The following is a 26561-nucleotide window of genomic DNA, read 5'->3' as shown; positions in this document are numbered from 1 at the left end:
AGCCCTGACGTACCCCCCCCGACGCCAGGGCTGCCGGTCGTGCGCGGAGGATTCTGTTCCGGTCTGAGCTTTCATGGAGAGCATGACTTCTCTTCGCACGCTCGGCGCTTCCGATCTCGAGGTCTTCCCGCTCTGTCTCGGCGGCAATGTCTTCGGCTGGACCGCCGACGAGGCCGACTCCTTCGCCGTGCTCGACGCCTATACGGCGGCCGGCGGCAACTTCGTCGACACGGCCGACTCGTACTCGGCCTGGGTCCCCGGCCACCGGGGCGGTGAGTCCGAGACCGTCATCGGCACATGGCTCAAGGCGCGCGGCAATCGTTCGGATGTGGTCGTCGCGACCAAGGTCAGCCAGCACCCCGACCATCCGGGGCTGAGCGCCGCCAACATCAAGGCCGCGGCCGACGCGTCGCTGCGCCGGCTGGGCACGGACCACATCGACCTCTACTACACGCACTACGACAAGCCCGAGGTGCCGGTCGAGGAGATCGTCGGCGCGCTCGACGAGCTGGTGAAGGCGGGCAAGGTGCGCGCCGTCGGCGCCTCCAACATCTCCGCCGAGCGTCTCCAGCAGTCCCTGGACTTCTCCGACCGCGAGGGCCTGGCGCGGTATGTGGCGCTGCAGCCGCACTACAACCTGGTCTCGCGCGACACCTACGAGGGCGCCTTGCAGGACGTCGCCGCCCGCGCGGGTCTCGCGGCCGTCCCGTACTTCGCGCTCGCGGCCGGCTTCCTCACCGGCAAGTACCGCACCGGCACCACCGTGGTCTCGGCGCGGGCGGCGGGTGCGGCCAAGCATCTGGAGACCGAGCGGGGTCAGCGGGTGCTCGCCGCCCTGGACGAGATCGCGCGGGACCGGGACGCGGAGGTCGCGACCGTCGCCCTGGCCTGGCTGGCGGGCCGGCCGACGGTGGCGGCACCGATTGCCTCCGCCCGTACGCCGGAGCAGTTGCCGGCGCTGCTGGCGGTGGCCGACCTGACCCTGACGGACGAGGAGACGGCGCAGCTGACGGCCGCTTCTGAGTGACGGACGGGCGCCTTCCGCCAGGCCGGCCAAGGGCCCGCGCCGGGGCCCCGCGGGCACCGCGTCACGGGGAGCGGTAAGGGTTGTACGGGGGATACGGGGCCCCGGGGCCGTGGTGCGCGGGGCCGTGGGGCGGTCCGTAGGAGCCGTACGGCGGTGACCAGTACACGGGATGCGCGGGATGCGCGGCACCGTAGGGCGCGTGCCCGTACATCGGCGGGCCGGGCGGGAGGGGCCACACCGGGACCATGGGGCTCACGGCCCGTGCGGCGTACGCCAGTGCGGGCCGGGCCACCGCCTGCCGCGCCCACAGCTCGGCGAGCAGTTCCCGCTCCCGCACCGCGAAGTCGGCGTCGGCCCGCCCCCGGCGGCCCCGGTGCCGCAGAAAGGCCAGCGAGGTCGCATAGGCCTCGTACTGGGCGACCGAGCGCGCGGCGGCCTTTCCCAGGTGATGGCCCGCGTACTCCCGGGCCAGCCGCCGGGCCCGCATCGAACCGAGGGCGAAGGGATCCGCCGGCCCCAGCCACCCGGCGGCCGCATACGCCGGCAGCTCCTCCCGCACGGTGCGCAGCTCCCGCTGGCGGGTCCAGATGACCAGCCAGGTCAGCAGCCCGAAGGCGGGCACCATGAAGGACGCGTAGACCGCGAAGAACCCGTAGTCGCCGAAGACCGAGGAGCCGTTCCAGGTGGCGTGCATGCCCATCGCGAGCAGCAGACCGCCCAGCGGTGCCAGCACCCGGAGCAGCCGCCGGCGCTCCGAGTACAGCGCGGCGACGCCGAAGCCGATGCCGGTGAGCACGGTGAACAGCGGGTGCGCGAAAGGGGACATCACCACGCGTACGAAGAAGGTCGCGGCCGTCACGGAGGCCAGTCCGCTGCCGCCGCTCAGCTGGTCCGTGCCGAAGGCCGTGCCCAGATAGAGGATGTTCTCGGTGAAGGCGAAGCCGGTCGCGGAGACCCCGGCGATCACCACCCCGTCGAGGATCCCGGTGAAGTCCCTTCTGCGGAAGAGGAAGACCAGCAGCACGGCCGCGGCCTTCGCGGACTCCTCGACGACAGGCGCTATGACGGTCGCGCCGAGCGTGTCGGCGCCGTGTGGATCGGCGGTGGAGGTGGCTATCCAGTGGGTCGCGAAGCTGTTGGCGACGATCGCTATCAGCGCGGCCGCGCAGGCGCCCCAGGCGAAGGCGAAGATCATGTTCCGCCAGGGCCCGGGCTCCACCCGGTCCAGCCAGCGGAAGGTCGCCACCAGCAGTGGTACGGGAAGCACCGCGAGCCCCAGCCCGACCAGAAAGCCCTCGGTGCCGGTCTGCTGCCGTACCAGGGCGAGGATGATGAGCCCGGAGAGCGCCAGAAGGGTGCTCAGCGCGCCGTAGCGCACCCACCGCCGCTGCCACCAGTGCGCGTGCCCGAGCGTGCCCGCACCGGGATCGCCGCCGGTGTGCGTCGGGTACGGGGGACAGCTGGCCAAGGCATCGACCCTAACGGGGGAGGGGCGCCGCCGTGGCGGCGCCCGGTGGGCCCGCGGCGCTCAGCCGCCGGTGGAAGGCTGATCCGGGAGCGGCACGCGCCGGAACAGCAGGTCGTTCACCACATGACCCTTGTCCAGTCCCTGACCCTCGAAACGGGTCAGCGGCCGGAAGCCGGGGCGTGGCGCATAACCGCCGTCGGGCTGCGTGTTCTCGAAGTCGGGGTGGGCGGTGAGGACCTCGAGCATCTGTTCGGCGTACGGCTCCCAGTCCGTCGCGCAGTGCACCGTTGCGCCCGGCCGGAGGCGGGTGGCGGCGAGGGTGAGGAACTCGGGCTGGATCAGCCGCCGCTTGTGGTGCCGCTTCTTGGGCCAGGGGTCGGGGAAGTAGACGCGCAGCCCGCCGAGGCAGTGCGGCGGGAGCATCTCGCGGAGCAGGATGATCGCATCGCCGTTGCCGACGCGGACGTTGGTCAGCCCGTCGCGCTCGGCCAGCTGGAGCAGATGGCCCTGACCGGGGGTGTGCACATCCACGGCGAGGATGTTGGTGTCCGGGTCGGCGGCGGCCATCCGCGCGGTGGCCTCGCCCATGCCGAAGCCGATCTCCAGCACCACGGGGCGGGTGTTCCCGAACAGCTCGGTGAGATCGAGGGGCTGCCCGTCGATGTCCAGCCCCCAGGCGGGCCACAGCCGCTGCAGGGCGTCCGCCTGCCCGGCCGTCACCCGGCTGCGCCGCGGCTGGAAGCTTCGGATCCGCCGCTCGAAGTGCGACCCGGCGGGGTCGGCCTTCGGTCCGTCGGGGAACCGGGGCTCACCCTTGGCACGGGTGTGCCGGACGGACGCAGCGGGCGGCCGGCCGCCCGTACCGTCGGGGGCGGCCTGCTGCTTTTCGGGGGCGAAGTCGAGGGAGTCAGACACAGTGGTACCGATTTTACGGGGAGGCGGGCCCGGTCACCCGCGCTCCAGGGCGGCCAGCGCCCGGCGCGCCACCTCACGTCCGATCGGCAGCGACGCGGTGGCCGCGGGCGACGGCGCGTTCAGCACATGCACCGCCCGTGCTCCCTCCCGGATCAGGAAGTCGTCCATCAGGGTGCCGTCCCGCAGCACGGCCTGCGCCCGCACCCCGGCAGGGGCCCGCACCAGATCCTCCGCCCGGACCTGGGGCAGCAGTCTTCGCACCGCCCTGGTGAACGCCGCCTTGGACACGGACCGCCGCAGCTCCCCCGCCCCGTACCGCCAGTGCCGCCGCGCCAGATGCCAGGAGCCGGGCCAGAGCACCGTGGTGCCCAGCTCCCGCGGTCGTACGACCCCCCATCCATAGCCCTCGCGGGCGAGGGCCGGCACCGCGTTCGGCCCGATGTGGACCTCCTGGTCGATCCCCCGGGTCAGATGCACCCCGAGGAAGGGGAACGCCGGATCCGGCACCGGATACACCAGCCCCCGCACCAGCTCGGGCCGGGCCAGCACGTAGTACTCGCCCCGGAACGGCACGATCCGCATGCCGGGGTCGTCCCCGGTCAGCCGGGCCACCCGGTCGCAGTGCAGCCCGGCGCAGTTCACCAGCGCCCGGGCGCGGAGGACCGTCCCGTCGGCGGTGCGCACGGCGACGCCCAGCGAGGGGCGCCGGTCGATCCGCACCACCTCGGCGCCGTACCGGAGCTCCGCGCCCGAGGCCTCGCCCAGCTGCCGGGCGACCGCCGCGAAGTCGCAGACGCCGGTCGTGCCCACCCGGATGGCCGCGAGCCCCCGCACCTCCGGCTCGTACTCCGTCAACTGGGCCGGGCCCAGCTCTCGCACCGGGATGCCGTTCTCCCGGCCGCGCTGGACCAGGGCGTGCAGCCGCGGCAGCTCCTCCCGCTCGGTCGCGACGATCAGCTTGCCCGTCACGGCGTGCGGGATGCCGTACTCCGCGCAGAACTTGACCATCTCGGCGGCACCCCCCACCGCGTACCGGGCCTTGAGGGAGCCGGGGCGGTAGTAGATCCCGCTGTGGATGACCCCGCTGTTGCGTCCCGTCTGGTGGCGGGCCGGGCCGGCCTCCTTCTCCAGGACCGTCACCCGGGTGCCGGGCGCGGCGCGGCTGAGGGCATACGCCGTCGACAGGCCGACGATGCCGCCGCCGATCACCAGGACGTCGCAGTCGTAGGCGACCTTCCGCACCTGCTCCACCTCCCGGTTCCGATGGTGCACCGTGCCACTGACAATGCCCTCGAAGCGGGGAGGCCGACACCTCGGCACCCTTTCGCCACGGCCGCGGGCGCGCCGTCGGCGCGCCGCAGGGACGGCGCCTGACGGTTCGGCCCTGCGGCGGCCCCGCGTCGGTGGTCCGTGCCCTCGGTGGCCGGTCGGCTGCCGGGGCTGCGGCCTGTCCCTGTGCGGCCCCCTGGGCCCTGTGCGGCCCGTACGGCCCTGTGAGCCCGCTGGGCCCGGCGCGACCCCTGGGCAGCCCCGTGCGATCCCTGGGGCCACCCCGGCGGGGCCGTCCGAGGGGAGCGGGGCTGCCCGGCGCGGGGCCGTCGGCGCGGCCGTCGACGCACGGACCGCTGGGGTACGGACCGTGGGGCCACCGCCGTCGACGCACGGATCGCCGGAGCACTGGCTGCTGGGCACCGGGCGTCGACGCGCGGCCGTCGGCGCACAGACCACCGGCGCACAGACCACCGGGGCACGGACCGCGGGCGGCACGGACCGCGGGCGGCACGGACCGCGGGGGACACTGGCCGCTGGGGCACAGCCGTCGACGTAGGGGGCGTGGGCCACCGGCCGTCGACGGGTCGCCGCGGGCTCAGGGCGTCGGGCCCCCTGGCTCAGGCAGGGGCCATCAGCAGGGGACGCGCCCGTTCGCGCAGTTCCACCACGCGTGGCTCGTCGCCGTAGGGCTCCAGCCGGTGCAGCAGATCCCGCACATACTCGGTGGTGCGCGCCGACGATATGCGCCCGGCGACCTCCACCGCCCGCACTCCCTGCTCGCACGCCGCGTCCAGGTTCCCCGACTCCAGTTCGGCGACCGCCGACACCACCAGGCGCAGACCGTGGGAGCGCACGAACTCCTCCGTCGGCCGGGACAGGGCCTGCTCGGTGAAGCGGCGGACCTGGCGGGGGGCCTTGAGGTCGCGGTAGCACTCGGCGGCGTCGGCCGCGAAGCGGTCGTACGAGTAGAAGCCGAGCCAGGACGGGTCGTTGTCGCCGTCACGGGCCCGCTCCAGCCAGCCCTCGGCGGCCTTCAGGGCCGCGCCGGCCGCCTGGGCGTCCCCCGCGCGTGCGTGGGCGCGGGCCTCGATGAGCCGGAAGAAGCTCATGGTGCGGGCCGTGGCCAGGCCGCGGTTGCGTTCCAGTGCGGCCTGGGCGAGGTCGATGCCCTCGTCGCCGAAGCCGCGATAGGTCGCCTGGAGCGACATGGAGGCCAGGACATAGCCCCCCAGGGGCACATCGGCGGCCGCGCGCGCCAGCCGCAGCGCCTGGATGTAGTAGCGCTGGGCGGCCTCCTGCTGTCCCGTGTCGAAGGCCATCCAGCCGGCCAGGCGCGTCAGTTCGGCGCTCGCGCCGAACAGGGCCCTGCCCACCTCGTCCGAGTACGCCCCGAGCAGCAGCGGCGCCGCCTCCACCCGCAGACACTCGGGCACCATCGAGGAACGCCAGTCGCCGCCCCCGTACTTGGAGTCCCAGCGTCTGGCGTCCTCGGCGGCCTCACGCAGCTTCTGGACGTCGCTGTGGCCGACCTTCAGCGAGACGACGGCCCCTTCGCCGAAGCCGGACTCGCGTTCCACCGAGCTGTCGGCCGGGGCGATCAGCCAGCGGGAGGCAGGGGTCGCATAGGCGCTCACCGCGAACGACCCGGCGAGCGACTGCCAGATGCCGCCTCCGCCGGCCCGGCGCCCGGCGAGGTCGAGGCGGTACAGCTCGGTCGCCGACTTCACCGCCTGTCCTACGTCCCGGGGGAAGGCGAGGCCCACTTCGGGTGCGGGATCCGCGTCCGCCAGACCGATCTCGTGGAGCGGCACCGGGCGGCCGAGCTTCTGGCCGATGGCTGCGGCGATGAGGTGCGGCGCGGCGCCCTGCGGCACCATGCCCTTCGACACCCAGCGCGCCACCGAGGTCTTGTCGTAGCGAAGAGTCAACCCGCGCTGGGCACCAAGGTCGTTGACGCGCCGGGCGAGTCCTGCGTTGCTGATTCCCGCGAGGGCGAGAACGGCGCCGAGTTTGTCGTTCGGCCCGCGTTGCTCCCTGGACATGCGCCACCCCTCGACACAGACGGCTGCCGCGGCGGTGGCATAACCGCGCGGCATTCGTAAACCCAGCGTAGTTCGCCGCATCCCATGCGTTAAGGGGCGTAAATCCGGATGGCGGGATTGTGGCCCGTTACCTCGGCACGGAGTGTGGTGGCGTGCCCCGGGTGTGTGGCCGTGCGCCCGCCCGTGCGCTCTTCTCCCGGCCGTCGGCGGAGCGGTTCCATGGGCCGTGCGTGGGTCGGCCCGCTGCACTGGATCCAGCGGGCTGGGGGACACCGCCGCCTACATCCCCGCGGGCGGCGGACCGGTCCGGGGGGCGAATTCCGCCTCCCGGACCGTGCGTTGCGCAGGGCCTGTACGGAGCGTGTGCAACTTTGCCCACTCGCGGCCGATTTGGCCGAAAACAGGCGGTGGCCCTCGGGAGCGATCAAGGCCCCGACCACCACTCTTGAGGGCGCGAACGGGGTTTCAAAGGGAGCGTTTGGGGGCGCATTCGCGTCGCTCGCTCTTCTCGACCGCCTGTCCGTCGCCGGGCCCCGCACGGGAGTTCAATGGTTCACGGGCGACTTCACAAGGGCGCACCCCGGGGCGCACAAGGCGTGGCAGACGCCCTCCCACGCCCCTTCTTCGTGGCAGCATGGGTCCGTTCGTGCGGTGCACTGGTTGTCCACAGCCTGTGGAGGCGGCGATGCGGTGGTTGGTGGGGTGGAGCAGCACCGCCGCTGCAACCGCCGGACCCGGTTCGGCGGGAGCCACCGGATACGACGGCGAGACGGTTCACCCGGTGGGCTCCCAACTCCTGTGGGGCGACCCCGATCCGCTGTGGGCGGTCGGCGACTGGCGCCCCGACGAGGTGCGCGTCGTGAAGGCCGACGAGGAGACCAGCATCGCGGTCCTGGGCACCTGCCGGGCCTCCGACGAGGAGCTGCGCGTCAGCCTGTTCGCCGCCCGGGGAGGGGCACTGCGCCATCTGACCGCCTGGGCCGGCAGCTACACCGCCGTGGTGCGGGTGGGACGCAGGACCACGGTGTGCGGCGACCTCGCGGGCGCGCGGCCGGTGTTCCACACCCCGTGGGCGGGCGGCACGGCCTATGCGACCGCGGCGCTCCCGCTCGCCGATCTCATCGAGGCCGACCTGGACTTCGGGCATCTGGCGGCCCTTCTCGCCGCCCCCGACGTACCGGCCGCGGTGCACGACTCCACCCCGTACGACGGCGTACGGCGCATTCCGCCCGGGCATGCGCTCATCCTGCGCGCGGGGGCGCGGGAGATCGCCGGATACGAACCGGTCGCCTCCCTGGCGGTCGCGGCCCCGCCCGCGGACCCGTCCGCCGCGGTGGACGCGGTGCGCGACGCCCTCGTGGAGGCGGTACGGGCCCGTCTGGCGGCCCCCCGGCACGTCCCGGGCAGCGGTGTCGACCCCGGCCCCGTCCCCGGGATGGGACCGGCGGAACGCCGTGCCGCGCGCGGTATGCCCGTCCCCGGGATCGGCGCCGACCTCTCCGGGGGACCGGCCTCGGGCACGCTGGCACTGCTCGCGGCCGGTCTCCCCGGGACGCCCGGAACGCTCCTGGGGCACGGCACCGCGGCCGGTGAGCGCCTGCTCGCCGTCACCTTCAACGACCTCGCCGTCGGGGGACGCGAGGCCGAGCTGGAGCGGGCCGGCGCCCTGGCGGCCAATCCCCGTCTGCACCATGTGGTGGTGACCGGCGGCGAGGAGATGCTCCCCTACGCCGACCTGGACGGCCCGCTGACGGACGAACCGGGCCCCTCCCTGGTGACGGCGGCCAGGCACCGCGCCCGGCTGGCCGCGGGCAGCGCCGACCACCTCGCGGGCTACGGCGCGCGCCAGGTGCTCGACGCCCACCCGGCCCGTCTCGCGGATCTGCTGATGGACCGCAAGCGACGCCATCTGGTGCGCCCGGTGGCCGCGTTGGCGAAGGCGGACGGCTCGGTGATGGTCCCCGCGCGGGTGTACGGCGCGGCACGGAAGCTGGCCCGCACCTCCTACCCGGCCGGGATCGACGGCCTGGCCGACCGGCTGATGCGGCGGCGCTTCGAGGAACCCGGGGGTGCCGTGGGCGCGTCGCTGGCCGCGCTCACCTGGGCCAGACCGGGTCCTGCGGCGCGCTGGCTGACCGGAGAGGCCCTCGCCGAAGTATCGGTTCGCCTCCAGGGAGCCGCGGCTCGCGCGGGTGGTGGTCCGGGGCAGCGGCCGGGTGACTTCCGCGCGCGTGCGGCGCTGGCCCGACAGGCGGCGGACCTACGGGTCCTGGAACAGGCCGCCGAGATCCGCTCCCAGCGGCTGCACCTGCCGTTCCTGGACAACCAGGTCGTCCGCGCCTGCCGGGCGCTGCCCGAGGCGCTGCGGGTGCGGCCGGGAGCGCGCGCGGCGATTCTGCGCACGGTGCTGGAGGGCGCGGGCGTCGGTCCGCTGCCCCTGGGCTGGGGCGCCCCCTCGCACGCCTCCGCGGCGGCCGCGGCCCGGACCGGTGTGCGGGTCGCCGCGCACTCCCTGATCAGCCTCTTCGACACACCGCTGCTGGCGGAGGCGGGGCTGGTGGAGGCCCGGGTGGTCCGTGAGGCGCTGCGGGACGCCGCGGACGGCGCACCGCTCCCCCTCGACGGCCTCGCCGACCTGGTCTCCCTCGAGCTGTGGCTGCGCCGTCTGCTGGCCCGCCGCGGCACCTGCTGGACGGGCACCCCGGCCCGGGCGCGCGCGGTCCCGGCGGGCATCGCGCCCCGGGGGCGGGTCCTAGGGGCGGGGGCGTAGACCCGCGCCGGGCGCGCGACGGCACCGGGCCGGTGCCCGGTCGGCCGACGCCGGACGACGTCCTCGACCGCTGACGTTCCGACCGCCGACGTCTCGACAGCAGCTGTCTCGAACGCGCTGTCTCGAATGCCTCTGTCTCGATCGCCGTCGTCTCGATCGCCGGTGTCGCCGTCATACGACTACCGGCAGCTGAACCGCGCCTCCGCCCAGTCGGCGAACGTCTTGCCGTGGTGCCGGACGCGGGGCTCCACGACCAGCCGGACCGTCCTGTCGTCCCCGCCGAGCCCCACATGGACCGGCACCGCCACGCGACCGTCCTCGATCACCGGCGACCGCCACACCTGAACCCCGTCGACATACACCGAGAACCGCACCCTGCCCCGCCCCGTGGTCAGATCGTCGACGCCGACCAGCGCGTCGAACGCCTCACACGGACGGTTGAGAGCGATGGTGACGGACGACGAGCCGCTCACGGTCACCCCGTACGCATAGGAGCGGTCGGCGATCGACATCCCCCAGCGCTGCCACACCCAGGTGCTCTCCCCGATCCGCATCTCGGGCCCGGTGCCGTCGCCGGTGAGGTCGTACGGCAGTTCGTTCCACCGGTAGACCGCGGGGGCCGGCGGGGTGGGCGTGGCGGACGCCGTGGGCGTCGAGGTCGGGGCCGGAGTCGGCGAGGGGGTCGGCGTCGGGGCGGGGGACGACGGGGGAGCCGATGTCGGTGCCGGTGCCGATGTGGGCGTCGGCGTGGGCGTGGGCTGTGCGGTGGGAGCCGGGGGTGGTGAGGCCGCGGGCTGTGTGGGGAGCACGACGGCGACCGGGGCGGGAGCGGCGCTGGGCGTCGGCGGTGCGGCCGGTGCCGGGGGCACCGCCGGCTGCCCGGTGGCCGGCGGCTTCTCCGGCGTCGGGACCGGCGCGGGCACCTGGGACTCCACGGCCTGGGTGACCGGCACCTCGGCCTGGGGCGGGTGGGCCGCTCTCTGGTGGCCGACCATCGCGAGGGCGATCGCGCCGGCCGCCACCGCGACGACCCCCGCCGCGACCGCGGCCTTCAACGGCGCACCCAGCCCCTCCGAGGCCGCGCCGCCCGAGCTCGCGCCTCCCGAGGCGCCACCGCTCGCCGTGGCAGCCGCTCCGGCGGCACCCGCCGCCCCGGCTCCTGCGCCCCCGGCGATGACACCGAGCGCCTTGGCGTACCCGGCGGCGCCGAACCAGCCGATGACCGCGACCGGTACGACGGCGGGGATGCCGCTCGCGAGTTCCTCGATCTGGGCCGCCGCCAGCCGGCATCCGGCGCACTCCTCCAGATGCTTGCGCAGCCCCTGTTCGGCCCGGGTGCGCAGTCTGCCGCGGGCATAGGTGCCCAGTTGGCCGGCGTAGCGCGCGCACTCCTCGTCACCGGCGAGCGCGGCGCTCACATGGGCCTGGAGATAGGCCTGTCTGAGGCCCTCGCGGGCGCGGCTGGCCAGTACACGGGTGCCGTTGGCGTCCAGCCCGAAGAGCGCGGCCACCTCGCTCGGCGACTCGTCCTCGACCTCGGTGTGCCACAGCACGGCCTGCCAGCGCTCGGGCAGCGAGCGGAACGCCTGCCGGGCCAGGGACTGTTCGGCCTCGTGCAGGGCGAGCACATCGGCGCCCAGCTCCACATCCGTGCCGGGGGAACCCGGGTCCGGGGCACCGCCGGGCGCCCCGGACAGCCGCGCGGCCTGCGTGGCGAACACCGCGAAGTCGTCGACCAGTTGCTCGTGCTTCGCGGTCTTGGTCCAGGTCGCGGCGACCCGGCGGACCGTGGTCAGCAGATAGGCGCGTACCGCGTGTTCGGGGCCGGAACCGGCACGCACCGCCTGGAGCATGCGGGCGAACACCTCGGCGGTGAGGTCCTCCGCGGTGTGCGGGTCGCGGCAGCAGGTCCGGGCGTACCGGCGCAGGGCCCCGGAGTGGCGTCGGTACAGCTCCTCGTACGCCGTGTCGTCGCCGCCGCGCATCCGCTGGATCAACTCGGCGTCCGAGGGCGGCAGTCCCGCGCCGGAGGACGTCCGCCCGGCACCGTCGCGCTGCGGCGGCACGGCGGGCCCCGGTGCGCCACCGGGGCTGGAGCCGTCGGAGGCGCTCCGGGACGGCCCGCCCTGGCCCGGTACCCGCCGCGCGGTCTCCGCGTCGTCGCTACCGAGCGACTCGTCCTGTCCGTCGACACTCATCCCGGAAAGCCCCCGCCGCCTGCTTCATCACCCATGAACACCGGTCAGGGTGCCACAGGCATCTCGGCCGGAAGCATCCGTACGGGGCTTTTCGTACGGCCACGGGGGCTCGTCCGCACCGGCAGGGACGTCCCACCGGTGGAACGGCGGTCGGCCCCGCCGCACGGAGGAGATCACCGGAACGGGCGATACGGGGTCGGCCCGGCAACCGGCAGGCGAACGTGTCCTTCCGGCTGGATCCCTCCTCGGGGCGGACCGGTCCACTCAGGCCCGGCGGGACCGCAGACCCTCCAGAAGGATGTCGAGCAGCCGTGCCGAGGCCGCGGCCTGCTGGGCGGCATCCGGTAAGGACGGTGCCGCCGTCGCTATCACCAGCAGCACATCGGAGACGGTGACGTCCCCGCGCAGTTCACCCGCCGCGCGCGCACGCTCCACCAGTTGTCCGACCACCTCCAGCAGCGTCCCCGCACTCGAGTCGTCCGGCTCCGGCGTCGGACGCTGCTCGACCAGGCGCAGCTCGCCTCCCGGCTGGGTGCGCTGCTGCGGCACCCGCGCCTCGTCCACCGCCGCCCCGTCGGACTTTTGGGGAGCGTCCTCGGGGACCCCCACCTTCAGCACCTGCGGCGGCAGCAGCCGTCCCGCGCCCGAGGCCACCGAGGTCCGCAGGAATCGCGCGAGCGCCGACCACGGCTCGTCCTCCTGGCCGAGCGCCGCTCTGGCCTGGTCGGTCAGCCGGGAGGTCTCCTCCTCGGCTATCCGCCGCACCAGCACCTCTTTGCTGGGGAAACGCCGGTACACGGTGCCGACGCCGACCCTGGCGCGCCGCGCCACATCCTCCATCGGCGCGCCGTACCCCAGCTCGCCGAAGACCTCGCGTGCCGCGCGCAGTACATGTTCCAGGTTGCGCTGTGCGTCCACGCGCAGCGGCGCCGTCCGTGGACCGTCCTCGCGGCCGAGTCCGCCCGCCGCGTTCACCGGGCCCGCCGGTGCGACGGCGGACGCAGACGGCCAATGAGAATCCTGAATATGCATAAGCGTTCCCCCGGTCATGACGTCTCCCCCCGGAGACTCTCCGCGTCATCGGAAGCCGGAGCGTACGGAAAGCGTCCTGCGTGTCCGGGCCCGCCCCTCGCGGGCCGGCCGAGCGCGGCCCCCTCCACCCCGTCGAGACACGAACATAGTTGAGCAGGAGTCAATTCAGAAGGGGCAGGTTCCGCACGGAGCGCCCCCCGATCGGAGTACGGGGCGGTTACGTCCCGATTGCACCCCCGACATTCACCCCGTTCACCCTCGCTGACCTGCTGCCCTTCTCCTTACTCCGGTAATCCGGCCAACTCCGGGGTGTGCCGCCTTCCGGTCACACAGTTCGTCCGGCCTGTGGACAAACGCGGGAGACGGGTGCGTCATGGGATGGTGACGGCTGCAACCCATCGGGCAACACCCCCCGATCCCCGGAAGCGTGTGCGCATCCTCATCGTCGGCGGCGGCTATGTCGGCCTCTATTCGGCGCTGCGCCTGCAACGGAGACTGAAGGCGGAGCTCAAGCGGGGCGCGGCCGAGATCGTGGTGGTCTCGACCGACCCCTATATGACCTATCAGCCGTTTCTGCCCGAGGCGGCCTCCGGCGCCATCTCGCCGCGTCATGTGGTCGTCCCGCTGCGCCGGGTCCTGAACCGCTGCCGGCTGATCATCGGTGAGGCCACCTCCATCGATCACGCCCGGCGCACCGCCACCGTCAGCACGCTCGCCAGCGAGGAGACCGGGCGGACGGAACAGCTGACGTACGACGAGCTGGTGCTCGCTCCCGGCTCCGTCTCGCGCACCCTCCCGATTCCCGGTCTCGCCGACCACGGCATCGGCTTCAAGACCGTCGAGGAGGCCATCGGCCTGCGCAACCATGTCATCGAGCAGATGGACATCGCCTCCTCCACCCGGGACCCCGCGATCCGCGACGCGGCGCTCACCTTTGTCTTCGTGGGCGGTGGATTCGCCGGGGTGGAGGCGCTCGGCGAGCTGGAGGACATGGCCCGCTACGCCGCGCGCTACTACCACAATGTGAAGCCCGGGGACATGAGGTGGATCCTCGTGGAGGCCACCGACCGCATCCTCCCCGAGGTCGGCGAGGAGATGGGCCGCTACACGGTCACCGAGCTGCGCCGCCGCAATATCGACGTACGCCTCGAGACCCGGCTGGAATCGTGCGCCGACCGGGTCGCCGTCCTCTCCGACGGCGCCCGCTTCCCGACCCGTACGGTCGTGTGGACCGCCGGGGTGAAGCCGCATCCGATCCTCGCGGCCACCGACCTGCCGCTGAACGGGCGCGGCCGGCTGAAGTGCACCCCCCAGCTGACCGTGGACGGCGTCACCCATGCGTGGGCCGCGGGGGACGCGGCCGCCGTCCCCGACGTCACCGCGGAGGAACCCGGCAGGCAGACCGCTCCCAACGCCCAGCACGCGGTGCGCCAGGCCAGGCTCCTGGGCGACAACATCGCGCATGCGCTGCGCGGCGAACCCCTGGAGACGTACGCCCATAAATATGTGGGCTCGGTCGCCTCCCTGGGACTGCACAAGGGCGTCGCGCATGTCTACGGGCGCAAGCTGAAGGGCTACGCTGCCTGGTTCATGCACCGCACGTACCACCTGAGCAGGGTGCCCACTTTCAACCGCAAGGTCCGCGTCATGGCCGAATGGACGCTGGCCGGGCTCTTCAAGAGGGAGATCGTGTCCCTCGGTTCCCTCGAGCATCCGCGTGCGGAATTCGAACTGGCGGCTGGTGGCAAGCCGCCCGGCCACCCGAAGGGGTCGTCCTGACCGGATTCAGGAACTCGGCCGGAGGGACCGACGTCTGACGGATGTTGGTTCCGTCGGCCAGACTGGTCCACGACCCCGGGCGGGTGACCCTCACCCGGGCGAATCCAGCAGACTCTCCCCCTGTGCCGTACCCCCGGGGCAGGTCCCCGGACCCCGACCGGATCCGGAGCCGGCCGGCGACGACAACGACAAGGCAAGGACTCGGTGAACTTCACGCGCTGGAGCGCCCGGCTCCCCGGAACGCAGCGCCGCGCGGCAGCGCGGTCCGAGCACACGGTCTCCGCGGACCGGCCGGGGGACGGCTCCGTACCACCGGCCCGTGCCGAGCGGCTCACCGACGGCTCGCACACGGTGCCCGCGGTCGACGAGCTGCCGGTGCGCGACGTACTCGACCGCATCCCGGCCCTCGTCGCCCTGGTCCACGGCCCCGACCACCGCATCGCCTATGTGAACGACGCCTATGTGGCGGCGTTCGGCATCCGATCGGCCGGCGAGCCCGCGCACGAGGCGCTGCCCGAGCTGGAGGAGCTCGGTCTGCTCCCGCTCCTGGACCAGGTGCTGCGCAGTTCCCGGCCGCGCACGGTCAAGTCCCGCAAGGGGCCCGGCGGCCGCTTCTACACGTGCACCTGCACCCCCGTGGACATGCCGGACGACGGGGACAGGGGCGTGCTCGTCTTCGCCGCCGATGTCACCGAGCACGCGGAGGCCGCCGAGCGGTTGCGCGCCAGCGAGCGCGAGCAGCGCGAGACCGCGGTGACCCTGCAGCGCTCCCTGCTCCCCCAGGAGCTGGAACAGCCCGACGATCTGCGCATCGCCGCCACCTATCAGCCCGGCGGCACGGAGGCCGCGGTCGGCGGCGACTGGTACGACGTGATCACCCTCGGCGGCGGCCGCACGGCGCTGGTGATCGGCGATGTGATGGGCCGGGGCGTGCGGGCGGCCGCGGTGATGGGCCAGCTCCGCACCGCGGTCCGTGCCTACGCCCGCCTCGATCTGCCCCCGCACGAGGTGCTCCAGCTCCTCGACGGCCTCGCCGCGGAGATCGACGCCCACCAGATCGCGACCTGTGTCTACGCCGTGCACGACCCGACCGAGGGCCGGCTGGTGTACGCGTCGGCGGGCCATCTGCCGATCCTGGTCCGCGACGAGAACGGAGCGATCCTGCGCGCCGGTGACCCCACCGGGCCACCGCTCGGCACCGGGGGCTGGATGCACACCTCGGGCTGGATGCCGCTGGCGCCCGGCTCCACCGCCGTCCTCTACACGGATGGTCTGGTGGAGCGCCGCGACGCCGACCTGGACGAGGGCATCGAGGCACTGGAGGCCGCGCTCGCGGGCGCCACGGGCACCCCGCAGGTGATCTGCGACCGTCTGCTCCGCTCGGCGGGCGTCACGGCGGGTCACGACGACGATGTGGCGGTCCTGGTCATCCAGCACCCGGCGCGTAACGGCCCGGACGGCGACCTCTTCCGCAACGCCGCGCTGGAGCTGCACGGCGGGGTGGAGGCGGCGCCACGCGCCCGGGCGTTCGCCTCCGGGGTGCTGACGAGCTGGCGGTTCCCGGCGGAGCTGCACGATCTGGGGGTGCTGGCGGCGAGCGAACTGGTCGCCAACTCGCTTCAGCACGGCACCCCGCCGATGAAGCTGCGCCTGAGGCGCACGGACCGCCGGCTGATCATCGAGGTGACGGACGGCGACGACCACCTCCCCCGCCGCCGCCGTGCGGAACCGGTGGACGAGGCGGGGCGGGGGATCGCGATCGTGGCGACCATCGCCTCCGCCTGGGGATCACGGCGGACGCCGGGCGGCGGAAAAGCGGTGTGGTGCGAGTTCACCCTGCCGAGGGACGAGGACTGAGTACGGGGCCGGCCCTTGTGCTCGCCGGCGCGGGACGGACACCAGGGAATGCAAGGGGGCGCGAGGCCAAACGCCTCGCGCCCTCTTCTCCGTACTGTCCGTCCCCGGCCGTCAGATCCGCGCCTGCGCCGGTTCCACCGGTTCCGCCGGAGCGCCCCCCTGCGCCACCACCCGGCTCCGCGCCGTCGAGGGCTGGTTCTGCAGAGGTGTCAGCAGGCGGCCCAGTCGTAGCGCCAGGACCGTGATGCCCAGCGAGAACAGCAGGAACGTCACGATGTACGGCGCCGGCAGCGAGGCGGCCATCGGCCCGCCGATCGCCGGGCCGACCGCCAGCGCGAGCTGCTTCACCAGGGCGAAGGCCGAGTTGTACTGGCCCGCCATCCCGCTCGGCGCGAGATCCGCGACCAGCGGTGCGACGGTGGGCGACAGCATCGCCTCACCGAGCCCGAAGAGCGCATAGGTGGAGATGAACGCCGCGGTCGCCATGGCCCGGCTGCCGTGCCCCAGCCCGGCATAGCCCGCCACGGACCAGGCGACGGCCCAGATCAGCCCCACGGCGGCGATCACCCGGGTGCGCTTGCGCCGCTCCACGAACTTCAGCACCGCGAACTGCGCGACCACGATCACCAGCGTGTTCGCCGCCAGCGCCGTGCCCAGCGAGGACGTCGAGATACCGGCCGCCTCGACCCCGTAGGCGCTCAGCCCCGACTCGAACTGGCCGTAGCAGGCGAAGAAGAGCACAAAGCCCAGCACGCAGAGCTGCACCATGGCGCGGTTGCCCAGCAGCCGCTTCCAGCTCGTCCCGCCGTCCAGGGAGGTCATGGATTCGATCTCCGGAGCGCGCGGCATCCGCACGGTCGCCATGACCGCCACGAGCAGCAGGAACATCGCGGCCTCGATCGCGAACAGCAAGGTGAAGGACGCCGCGCGCGAGGTGTCGACGAGATGGCCGCCGATCAGGCCGCCGACGCCAAGCCCCAGGTTCTGCAGGAAGAACTGCAGGGCGAAGGCGCGCGACCGGGTCTGCGTGGTGGAGCAGTCCACGATCATCGTGGCCAGCGCCGGCTGCATCACGGCCTGCCCGGCGCCGAGCAGGGACGCCGAGAGCAGTGCGGTGCTCGCCGTGGCCGAGAGCCCCAGGCCCAGGGCGCCCACCGCGGCGAGAACCAGGGCGGTGAGCAGCACCGGAAGGGGGCCGCGGCGGACGATGGCCCGCCCGGCGAGCGGCAGCACGACCAACGCGGCGACGGCGAAGACGGCGAGCAGGAGCCCCGCCGTCATCGCACCGAGCCCGCGGACCTGCGCCACATACACATAGAGGTACGGGACGGTGAAGCCGAGGCCGAACGCGCTGAGTGCGTTGCCCACATGGATCCGGCGCATGGCTGCACCCCGTGCCCTGGTCACATTCACCTGCCTTAGGAAGGAGGGTCGCCCGGGGCCCGGCGGGCATGCCGAGTCCCTCAAGCGTTAACCCTGAAGACTTAGAAGCTAAAGTTCGAAGGTAAACAGTACACCCTCAAGGACTTCGACAGTTAGTGAACGCGTGCCATACTGCGCCCATGGCCGACACCCCCGGCGCCGGCGAGCCGACCCTCGATGAGCAGATCGCCGCCTACCAGCGCGAATTCCAGGACCTGGACCCCCAGGTCGAGAAGATCGTGTCGGCGCTCTCCCGTCTCAATCGCCGTATGCACGTCGCCTACGGGCGGCAGACCGCGGCGCTCGGTATCACCAACGCCGAGTGGGAGGTCCTCAAGGCCCTTGTTCTCTCCGGCGCTCCGTACCGCATGGGCCCGAGCGATCTGGCCAAGCGGCTCGGCCTGACACCGGCCGCGATGACCCACCGCATCGACCGCATGGTGGGGGAGGGGCTGGTCACCCGGGAGCGCGACGAGGCCAACCGGGTGCGGGTCATCGTCGAGCTGACCGCCGAGGGCCGTGAGAAGTGGATGGACGCCATGCGTCTGGCCTCGGGGTTCGAGACGGACCTCCTCCAGGACCTCTCCCCGGTGGAGCGCCTCGCCCTCGGCGAGGTCCTGACGCGTCTGCTGCGCCGTGTGGAGCACGCTCAGCCGGACGCCGGCGGACGCCTCAGCGACCTCGACTGACGGCCGCCAGGTCGCCCTCCAGGTTTGGGACCGTGTCCCCTGGGGGAGGCTTGACAGTCCACCCGCCGAACCGTACAGTTCTCCGGGTTGCCACGAGAGCGTAACGGTTCTCGGGTAGCGCCTCCGCCGCAGCTGCGGCACCAAACCACTCAGCACGATCTCCTCACGAGATTCATTTCGGCGTGCCCGGAATTCGATTTCATGGGGATACGGCGACTTCGCAACGGTCGGGGAAGCACCCGATTGGGAATCGCCGGAGAGATCCGCTAAGGTTTGGGACGTCGGAACGGCCCAAGGGCCGCGAGGACAATCCCGGTTGACAGGGAATCAGGCCCCAAGGGGAACCGAAGGATCTGATACAGTCGACACCGCCGGAAAGGGAAACGCGAGAGCGGGAACCTGGAAAGCACCGAGGAAATCGGATCGAGAAAAGATCTGATAGAGTCGGAAACACCGAAGGGAAGCGCCCGGAGGAAAGCCGAGAGAGAATCTCGGTGAGTACGAAGGAAGCGTCCGTTCCTTGAGAACTCAACAGCGTGCCAAAAGTCAACGCCAGATATGTTGATACCCCGTCTCCGGCCGGTTCGGTCGGGACGAGGTTCCTTTGAAATAACACAGCGAGGACGCTGTGAACCGAGGGGATTATTCCTCCCCTCTGGTTCCGCTCTCGTGGTGTTCACCCCGATCACGGGGAAGCATTCACGGAGAGTTTGATCCTGGCTCAGGACGAACGCTGGCGGCGTGCTTAACACATGCAAGTCGAACGATGAAGCCCTTCGGGGTGGATTAGTGGCGAACGGGTGAGTAACACGTGGGCAATCTGCCCTGCACTCTGGGACAAGCCCTGGAAACGGGGTCTAATACCGGATACGAGCCGGGGAGGCATCTCCCTGGTTGGAAAGCTCCGGCGGTGCAGGATGAGCCCGCGGCCTATCAGCTTGTTGGTGAGGTAACGGCTCACCAAGGCGACGACGGGTAGCCGGCCTGAGAGGGCGACCGGCCACACTGGGACTGAGACACGGCCCAGACTCCTACGGGAGGCAGCAGTGGGGAATATTGCACAATGGGCGAAAGCCTGATGCAGCGACGCCGCGTGAGGGATGACGGCCTTCGGGTTGTAAACCTCTTTCAGCAGGGAAGAAGCGAGAGTGACGGTACCTGCAGAAGAAGCGCCGGCTAACTACGTGCCAGCAGCCGCGGTAATACGTAGGGCGCGAGCGTTGTCCGGAATTATTGGGCGTAAAGAGCTCGTAGGCGGCTTGTCGCGTCGGTTGTGAAAGCCCGGGGCTTAACCCCGGGTCTGCAGTCGATACGGGCAGGCTAGAGTTCGGTAGGGGAGATCGGAATTCCTGGTGTAGCGGTGAAATGCGCAGATATCAGGAGGAACACCGGTGGCGAAGGCGGATCTCTGGGCCGATACTGACGCTGAGGAGCGAAAGCGTGGGGAGCGAACAGGATTAGATACCCTGGTAGTCCACGCCGTAAACGGTGGGCACTAGGTGTGGGCAACATTCCACGTTGTCCGTGCCGCAGCTAACGCATTAAGTGCCCCGCCTGGGGAGTACGGCCGCAAGGCTAAAACTCAAAGGAATTGACGGGGGCCCGCACAAGCGGCGGAGCATGTGGCTTAATTCGACGCAACGCGAAGAACCTTACCAAGGCTTGACATACACCGGAAAGCATTAGAGATAGTGCCCCCCTTGTGGTCGGTGTACAGGTGGTGCATGGCTGTCGTCAGCTCGTGTCGTGAGATGTTGGGTTAAGTCCCGCAACGAGCGCAACCCTTGTCCCGTGTTGCCAGCAGGCCCTTGTGGTGCTGGGGACTCACGGGAGACCGCCGGGGTCAACTCGGAGGAAGGTGGGGACGACGTCAAGTCATCATGCCCCTTATGTCTTGGGCTGCACACGTGCTACAATGGCCGGTACAATGAGCTGCGATACCGTGAGGTGGAGCGAATCTCAAAAAGCCGGTCTCAGTTCGGATTGGGGTCTGCAACTCGACCCCATGAAGTCGGAGTCGCTAGTAATCGCAGATCAGCATTGCTGCGGTGAATACGTTCCCGGGCCTTGTACACACCGCCCGTCACGTCACGAAAGTCGGTAACACCCGAAGCCGGTGGCCCAACCCCTTGTGGGAGGGAGCTGTCGAAGGTGGGACTGGCGATTGGGACGAAGTCGTAACAAGGTAGCCGTACCGGAAGGTGCGGCTGGATCACCTCCTTTCTAAGGAGCACTTCTAGGCCGCCATGGCGGTCCAGAGGCCAGTACATCGGCGAACGTCCGGTGCTGGTTGCTCATGGGTGGAACGTTGACTACTCGGTCAGGACCTCGGGTCGAAGGCTGCTAGTACTGCTCGTGAGAGCGTGGAACGCATGATCTTCGGACGGGACTTGGCCGGGCACGCTGTTGGGTGTCTGAGGGCACGGCCGTTTGGTCGGAAGCCTTCGGTGCCGGCCCCAGTAAACTCGCTGGTTTTTCAGCGGGGTGATGGGTGGTTGGTCGTTGTTTGAGAACTGCACAGTGAACGCGAGCATCTGTGGCCAAGTTTTTAAGGGCGCACGGTGGATGCCTTGGCACCAGGAACCGATGAAGGACGTGGGAGGCCACGATAGTCCCCGGGGAGTCGTCAACCAGGCTTTGATCCGGGGGTTTCCGAATGGGGAAACCCGGCAGTCGTCATGGGCTGTCACCCGCTGCTGAACACATAGGCAGTGTGGAGGGAACGCGGGGAAGTGAAACATCTCAGTACCCGCAGGAAGAGAAAACAACCGTGATTCCGGGAGTAGTGGCGAGCGAAACCGGATGAGGCTAAACCTATGGCGTGTGAGACCCGGCAGGGGTTGCGTTGTGGGGGTTGTGGGATCTCTTTGTCACGGTCTGCCGGCCGTGAGACGAGTCAGAAACCGTTGATGTAGACGAAGGACATGCGAAAGGTCCGGCGTAGAGGGTAAGACCCCCGTAGTCGAAACGTCAGCGGCTCGTTGGAGAGACACCCAAGTAGCACGGGGCCCGAGAAATCCCGTGTGAATCTGGCGGGACCACCCGCTAAGCCTAAATATTCCCTGGTGACCGATAGCGGATAGTACCGTGAGGGAATGGTGAAAAGTACCCCGGGAGGGGAGTGAAATAGTACCTGAAACCGTGTGCCTACAAGCCGTGGGAGCGTCGGAATGTGCTTGCACATTCTCGTGACTGCGTGCCTTTTGAAGAATGAGCCTGCGAGTTTGCGGTGTGTTGCGAGGTTAACCCGGGTGGGGTAGCCGTAGCGAAAGCGAGTCCGAACAGGGCGTTTGAGTAGCATGCCCAAGACCCGAAGCGGAGTGATCTAGCCATGGGCAGGTTGAAGCGGAGGTAAGACTTCGTGGAGGACCGAACCCACCAGGGTTGAAAACCTGGGGGATGACCTGTGGTTAGGGGTGAAAGGCCAATCAAACTCCGTGATAGCTGGTTCTCCCCGAAATGCATTTAGGTGCAGCGTCGTGTGTTTCTTGCCGGAGGTAGAGCACTGGATAGGCGATGGGCCCTACCGGGTTACTGACCTTAGCCAAACTCCGAATGCCGGTAAGTGAGAGCGCGGCAGTGAGACTGTGGGGGATAAGCTCCATGGTCGAGAGGGAAACAGCCCAGAGCATCGACTAAGGCCCCTAAGCGTACGCTAAGTGGGAAAGGATGTGGAGTCGCACAGACAACCAGGAGGTTGGCTTAGAAGCAGCCACCCTTGAAAGAGTGCGTAATAGCTCACTGGTCTAGTGATTCCGCGCCGACAATGTAGCGGGGCTCAAGCGTACCGCCGAAGTCGTGTCATTGCAGCATGAGGGCCAACGCCTGCTGTGATGGGTAGGGGAGCGTCGTCTGCCGGGTGAAGCAGCACCGGAAGGTAGTTGTGGACGGTTGACGAGTGAGAATGCAGGCATGAGTAGCGATTCACACGTGGGAAACGTGTGCGCCGATTGACTAAGGGTTCCTGGGTCAAGCTGATCTGCCCAGGGTAAGTCGGGACCTAAGGCGAGGCCGACAGGCGTAGTCGATGGATAACCGGTTGATATTCCGGTACCCGCTGTGGAGCGTCAAACATTGAATCCAGTGATGCTAAGGCCGTGAAGCCGTTCCGGACCCTTCGGGGAATGGAAAGTGGTGGAGCCGCTGAACCAAGTTGGTAGTAGGTGAGTGATGGGGTGACGCAGGAAGGTAGTCCATCCCGGGCGGTGGTTGTCCCGGGGTAAGGGTGTAGCCCGGTGTGTAGGTAAATCCGCACACCTTGTGGGTGAGACCTGATGCCGAGCCGATTGTGGTGAAGTGGATGATCCTATGCTGTCGAGAAAAGCCTCTAGCGAGTTTCATGGCGGCCCGTACCCTAAACCGACTCAGGTGGTCAGGTAGAGAATACCGAGGCGTTCGGGTGAACTATGGTTAAGGAATTCGGCAAAATGCCCCCGTAACTTCGGGAGAAGGGGGGCCACTTCTGGTGATCAGCTTTACGCTGTGAGCTGGGGGTGGCCGCAGAGACCAGCGAGAAGCGACTGTTTACTAAAAACACAGGTCCGTGCGAAGCCGTAAGGCGATGTATACGGACTGACGCCTGCCCGGTGCTGGAACGTTAAGGGGACCGGTTAGCTCACTTTCGGGTGGGCGAAGCTGAGAACTTAAGCGCCAGTAAACGGCGGTGGTAACTATAACCATCCTAAGGTAGCGAAATTCCTTGTCGGGTAAGTTCCGACCTGCACGAATGGCGTAACGACTTCTCGACTGTCTCAACCATAGGCCCGGTGAAATTGCACTACGAGTAAAGATGCTCGTTTCGCGCAGCAGGACGGAAAGACCCCGGGACCTTTACTACAGTTTGATATTGGTGTTCGGTTCGGCTTGTGTAGGATAGCTGGGAGACTTTGAAGCGGCCACGCCAGTGGTTGTGGAGTCGTCGTTGAAATACCAGTCTGGTCGTGCTGGATGTCTAACCCGGGTCCGTGATCCGGATCGGGGACAGTGTCTGATGGGTAGTTTAACTGGGGCGGTTGCCTCCTAAAGGGTAACGGAGGCGCCCAAAGGTTCCCTCAGCCTGGTTGGCAATCAGGTGTTGAGTGTAAGTGCACAAGGGAGCTTGACTGTGAGACCGACGGGTCGAGCAGGGACGAAAGTCGGGACTAGTGATCCGGCGGTGGCTTGTGGAAGCGCCGTCGCTCAACGGATAAAAGGTACCCCGGGGATAACAGGCTGATCTTCCCCAAGAGTCCATATCGACGGGATGGTTTGGCACCTCGATGTCGGCTCGTCGCATCCTGGGGCTGGAGTCGGTCCCAAGGGTTGGGCTGTTCGCCCATTAAAGCGGTACGCGAGCTGGGTTTAGAACGTCGTGAGACAGTTCGGTCCCTATCCGCTGTGCGCGTAGGAGTCTTGAGAAGGGCTGTCCCTAGTACGAGAGGACCGGGACGGACGAACCTCTGGTGTGCCAGTTGTTCTGCCAAGGGCATGGCTGGTTGGCTACGTTCGGGAGGGATAACCGCTGAAAGCATCTAAGCGGGAAGCCTGCTTCGAGATGAGGACTCCCACCCACTTGATGGGGTAAGGCTCCCAGTAGACGACTGGGTTGATAGGCCAGATCTGGAAGCATCGTGAGGTGTGGAGGTGACTGGTACTAATAGGCCGAGGGCTTGTCCTCAGTTGCTCGCGTTCACTGTGTTGGTTCTGAAACCACGAACAATCGCACCCTGACGGGTGGTCGGGTTGTGTGTTTCATAGTGTTTCGGTGGTCATAGCGTGAGGGAAACGCCCGGTTACATTCCGAACCCGGAAGCTAAGCCTCAGAGCGCCGATGGTACTGCAGGGGGGACCCTGTGGGAGAGTAGGACGCCGCCGAACAAATATTGAGAAAGAGCCCCAACTCCGGGTAGAAACCCGTGAGTTGGGGCTCTTTCGCATGCCCGGGCACCGAAAAACCGAAGGCATGTCCCGTATGCGGAGGTTACCGTGGCCGCATGAGCCACATGATCCGTTCCATACGTCCCGAGGACTGGCCGGCGGTCAAGGAGCTGCGGCTGCTCGCGCTCCGGGACCCGGTCGCCCATCTCGCCTATCTGGAGACCTACGACGAGGCGGCGGCCAGGCCCGACACGTTCTGGCAGGAGCGGGCGGCCGGGGCGGCCGTAGGAGTGGCCGACGCACAGCAGATCGTGGCCGAGACCCCGGACGGCACCTGGACCGGCACGCTCACCGTGCTGATGGAGCAGGCCGGGACGACGGACTGGGCGGGATTCGCGGTGGAGCGTACGCAGGGGCATGTCGTCGGCGTGTTCGTACGGCCCGAACACCGTGGCACCGGGCTCACCAAGGCGCTCTTCGACGCCGGCCTGGAATGGGCCTGGGGGCGTGGTGCGGAGCGCGTACGGCTCATCGTCCATGAGGACAACGAGCGGGCCAGGGCCTTCTATCGAAAGGCGGGGTTCGTGCCGACCGGCGTCACCGTGCCTTTGACGCCGGACTCGGGGGACTCGGAGCTGGAGATGGTGATCGAGCGGTCCTAGACCGGGAGTTCGTACTGCGGCCAGCGGGCCCGGCCCTGTTCGCGGGAGCGCAGCAGAGCCAGGGTGGGCAGCCCACGGTCCGTTCCGGAAGACAGTAGCTCGGGGAGCTGGGGGAGCGGTGCGACCGCGGCCACATCGTCCAGGACGAGGGCGAGTGGTGGGTCGAGGCGACCGGAGGATGACCGTTCGGCCATGCGCCGGCCGCGCTCGACCACGCTGGAGGCGAGGGCCGTCAGCAGCGGCATCGCACCGGGATGCTGCCTGGGGTCCTCGAGGGATTCGCCCACTACGTAAAGCGTGCCCCCTTCGTTGACGAAGGAATCCAAGGTGAGGCTGTCATTTCGGTTGGGTGTGCATGCCTCACGGATATGGACGGTGGAGAGGGACGACAGTGCCCGTCCCGTCAGTTCCTGGGCCATGTCCCGGCGTTCGGGATGCGAGGTGAGTGCCGCCTCCAGTTCGCCCGCGGCACCGGACGCCGCCTTGGGATTCGTACGCAGTGCTCGTATGGCGTCCTGGACCTGGGAGCCCTGGGCCCAGCGGTGGATGTGCCGGATGGTGCGGCCCTCGACGGCCGCGGCGTGCAGATAGCTTCGCAGCAGTGTCTCCGCCACATCGGCGACCGCCTGGTCGATACGGGCCGTGGGGCGGACCGGGGCGAGCAGCGCGGTGGCTCGGGCCGCGGCGGTGGCCCTGTCCTCGCAGCCGGAGGACGGGGACCAGTGCAGCCTGGCCGGGGTGTCGCACAGGTGGGCGGGGTCGTAGAGCAGGACGGGGCCGAGCTTGGCGCGGGCGTCCTTGGTCTCGGACCACAGGGCGGGGTCCGAGGTGACGATCAGCGCGGGCCCCTCGGCGTCCCGCACGGCCTGGGCGGCGAGCGGACGACGGGTGTCCGGTGGCCCGAGGACGACCGAGGGGCGCGTCCAGGTGGCGGTCGGCGAAGCGGTGGTGCCGGTCTGCGCCGCGCCCGCGCCGAGCGGACCGGGGACGACGCCCGCCACGGCCGGCTCGGGACGCACGGGCACCGGCTCGGAGTGCACCTCGGCCGGTCCCGTGTTGCTCACGGTCCGCAGGCCGGCGGTCGCCTGCTCGACGGGTGTCGGGGCGGGCCCGGGTGCGGACGCCGGTGTCGGCGGCAATGCCTGTGTGGCGCCGTGCTCCGGGCCGTCCGGGCAGGCAGGGGGAGCGGAGGAGGCCGTGGTCCTGTGGCGGGCCCGTACCTCCTTCCAGCGGGCCACCGTGCCGATCGCGAACACGGCCAGCACGAACAACACCATCAGTTCGCTTATGAACAGGCCCCAGAACAGCCCGTACCCGGACAGCTGGTCCGCGGTGGCGTCGGGCCAGGCGCCGGCGAGGTCATGGGGATCGGTGAGCAGATGGCGCATGGCCATCGGGGTACTGCTGAAGTGGAGACCGTCCGGCCATGCGCCCCGCGAGAACCAGCCCGCGAGGCCTGTGGCCGTCCACACCATCAGGGTGACGCCGAGCAGAAAGGCGAGCACCCCCACCAACAGACCGTCGGGAACGCCTCCCTGGCCCTCCCGTCGCTCCTTGCCTGGTCTCATCGGG

At 69.8% G+C, this 26561-nt stretch carries 14 protein-coding genes and 3 rRNA genes; 9 read left to right on the top strand and 8 right to left on the bottom strand.

Translation table 11 applies throughout. From position 1 onward, the window contains the following. The first annotated feature begins 82 nt into the window (after positions 1-82). Positions 83-1027 (top strand): aldo/keto reductase, encoded by a 945-nt coding sequence (locus CP978_RS16505; protein WP_043448758.1) that lies wholly within the window; start codon positions 83-85, stop codon positions 1025-1027. Positions 1028-1088: 61 nt separating this feature from the next. Here the strand turns inward: CP978_RS16505 and CP978_RS16500 are convergent, their stop codons facing one another. The 4 genes from CP978_RS16500 to CP978_RS16485 all read right to left on the bottom strand — a co-directional run bounded on the left by CP978_RS16500 (position 1089) and on the right by CP978_RS16485 (position 6724). Beyond that, positions 1089-2495 carry a PrsW family intramembrane metalloprotease gene (locus CP978_RS16500; RefSeq protein WP_043441687.1) on the bottom strand — a complete coding sequence of 469 codons (1407 nt, stop codon included), beginning with the start codon at positions 2493-2495 and terminating at the stop codon, positions 1089-1091. 60 nt (positions 2496-2555) lie between these two features. Further along, complete coding sequence (gene trmB, locus CP978_RS16495) at positions 2556-3410, bottom strand: tRNA (guanosine(46)-N7)-methyltransferase TrmB (RefSeq protein WP_043441686.1); 855 nt, start codon at positions 3408-3410, stop codon at positions 2556-2558. 33 nt (positions 3411-3443) lie between these two features. Then, entirely contained in the window at positions 3444-4682 is a 1239-nt protein-coding gene (lhgO, locus tag CP978_RS16490; protein WP_174498642.1) for an L-2-hydroxyglutarate oxidase, read from the bottom strand. 617 nt (positions 4683-5299) lie between these two features. Then, positions 5300-6724, bottom strand: coding sequence for an NsdA family TPR-like regulatory protein (locus tag CP978_RS16485; protein WP_043448755.1), 1425 nt, complete (start codon positions 6722-6724; stop codon positions 5300-5302). Between the two features lie 685 nt (positions 6725-7409). Here CP978_RS16485 and CP978_RS16480 point away from each other — a divergent pair. Next, on the top strand, positions 7410-9494 hold the full coding sequence (locus CP978_RS16480; protein ID WP_150478235.1) for an asparagine synthase-related protein: 2085 nt from the start codon (positions 7410-7412) through the stop codon (positions 9492-9494). Positions 9495-9673: 179 nt separating this feature from the next. On the opposite strand, the gene CP978_RS16475 is transcribed toward CP978_RS16480, so the two are convergent. Continuing rightward, positions 9674-11692, bottom strand: coding sequence for a sigma-70 family RNA polymerase sigma factor (locus CP978_RS16475; protein ID WP_043441681.1), 2019 nt, complete (start codon positions 11690-11692; stop codon positions 9674-9676). A gap of 264 nt (positions 11693-11956) precedes the next feature. Next, on the bottom strand, positions 11957-12724 hold the full coding sequence (locus tag CP978_RS16470; protein WP_043441678.1) for a TetR/AcrR family transcriptional regulator: 768 nt from the start codon (positions 12722-12724) through the stop codon (positions 11957-11959). A gap of 378 nt (positions 12725-13102) precedes the next feature. Here CP978_RS16470 and CP978_RS16465 point away from each other — a divergent pair, with 378 nt between their 5' ends. Continuing rightward, positions 13103-14503: an NAD(P)/FAD-dependent oxidoreductase gene (locus tag CP978_RS16465; RefSeq protein ID WP_052454146.1), complete on the top strand. Its 1401-nt coding sequence runs from the start codon at positions 13103-13105 to the stop codon at positions 14501-14503. Positions 14504-14707: 204 nt separating this feature from the next. Then, positions 14708-16360, top strand: coding sequence for an ATP-binding SpoIIE family protein phosphatase (locus CP978_RS16460; RefSeq protein ID WP_043441674.1), 1653 nt, complete (start codon positions 14708-14710; stop codon positions 16358-16360). Positions 16361-16471: 111 nt separating this feature from the next. On the opposite strand, the gene CP978_RS16455 is transcribed toward CP978_RS16460, so the two are convergent. Next, on the bottom strand, positions 16472-17743 hold the full coding sequence (locus tag CP978_RS16455) for an MFS transporter (protein WP_043441672.1): 1272 nt from the start codon (positions 17741-17743) through the stop codon (positions 16472-16474). 179 nt (positions 17744-17922) lie between these two features. Between CP978_RS16455 and CP978_RS16450 the strand changes: the two genes are divergently transcribed. The 5 genes from CP978_RS16450 (at position 17923) to CP978_RS16425 (ending at position 24989) form a co-directional block, all read left to right on the top strand. Then, positions 17923-18471: a MarR family winged helix-turn-helix transcriptional regulator gene (locus CP978_RS16450; protein WP_043441670.1), complete on the top strand. Its 549-nt coding sequence runs from the start codon at positions 17923-17925 to the stop codon at positions 18469-18471. Between the two features lie 698 nt (positions 18472-19169). Then, a 16S ribosomal RNA gene (locus tag CP978_RS16440) occupies positions 19170-20694 on the top strand. A 315-nt stretch (positions 20695-21009) separates the two neighbouring features. Continuing rightward, a 23S ribosomal RNA gene (locus CP978_RS16435) occupies positions 21010-24127 on the top strand. 83 nt (positions 24128-24210) lie between these two features. Further along, positions 24211-24327, top strand: a 5S ribosomal RNA gene (gene rrf, locus CP978_RS16430). Together the 16S, 23S and 5S rRNA genes form the textbook arrangement of a ribosomal RNA operon. 125 nt (positions 24328-24452) lie before the next feature. Continuing rightward, a complete protein-coding gene (locus CP978_RS16425) occupies positions 24453-24989 on the top strand; it encodes a GNAT family N-acetyltransferase (protein ID WP_043441668.1) in 537 nt (178 codons plus the stop codon). Here the strand turns inward: CP978_RS16425 and CP978_RS16420 are convergent. Further along, positions 24986-26557, bottom strand: a complete 1572-nt coding sequence (locus tag CP978_RS16420) for a type IV secretory system conjugative DNA transfer family protein (protein WP_043448753.1) — start codon at positions 26555-26557, stop codon at positions 24986-24988. The two genes, CP978_RS16425 and CP978_RS16420, sit on opposite strands and share 4 nt — an antisense overlap. Positions 26558-26561: the final 4 nt, after the last annotated feature.

It is taken from the genome of Streptomyces nodosus, from assembly GCF_008704995.1.
In the GTDB taxonomy this organism is placed as follows: domain Bacteria; phylum Actinomycetota; class Actinomycetes; order Streptomycetales; family Streptomycetaceae; genus Streptomyces; species Streptomyces nodosus.
Note: the sequence above shows the minus strand (reverse complement) of the source record. Positions and strands in the feature narration are given on the sequence as shown.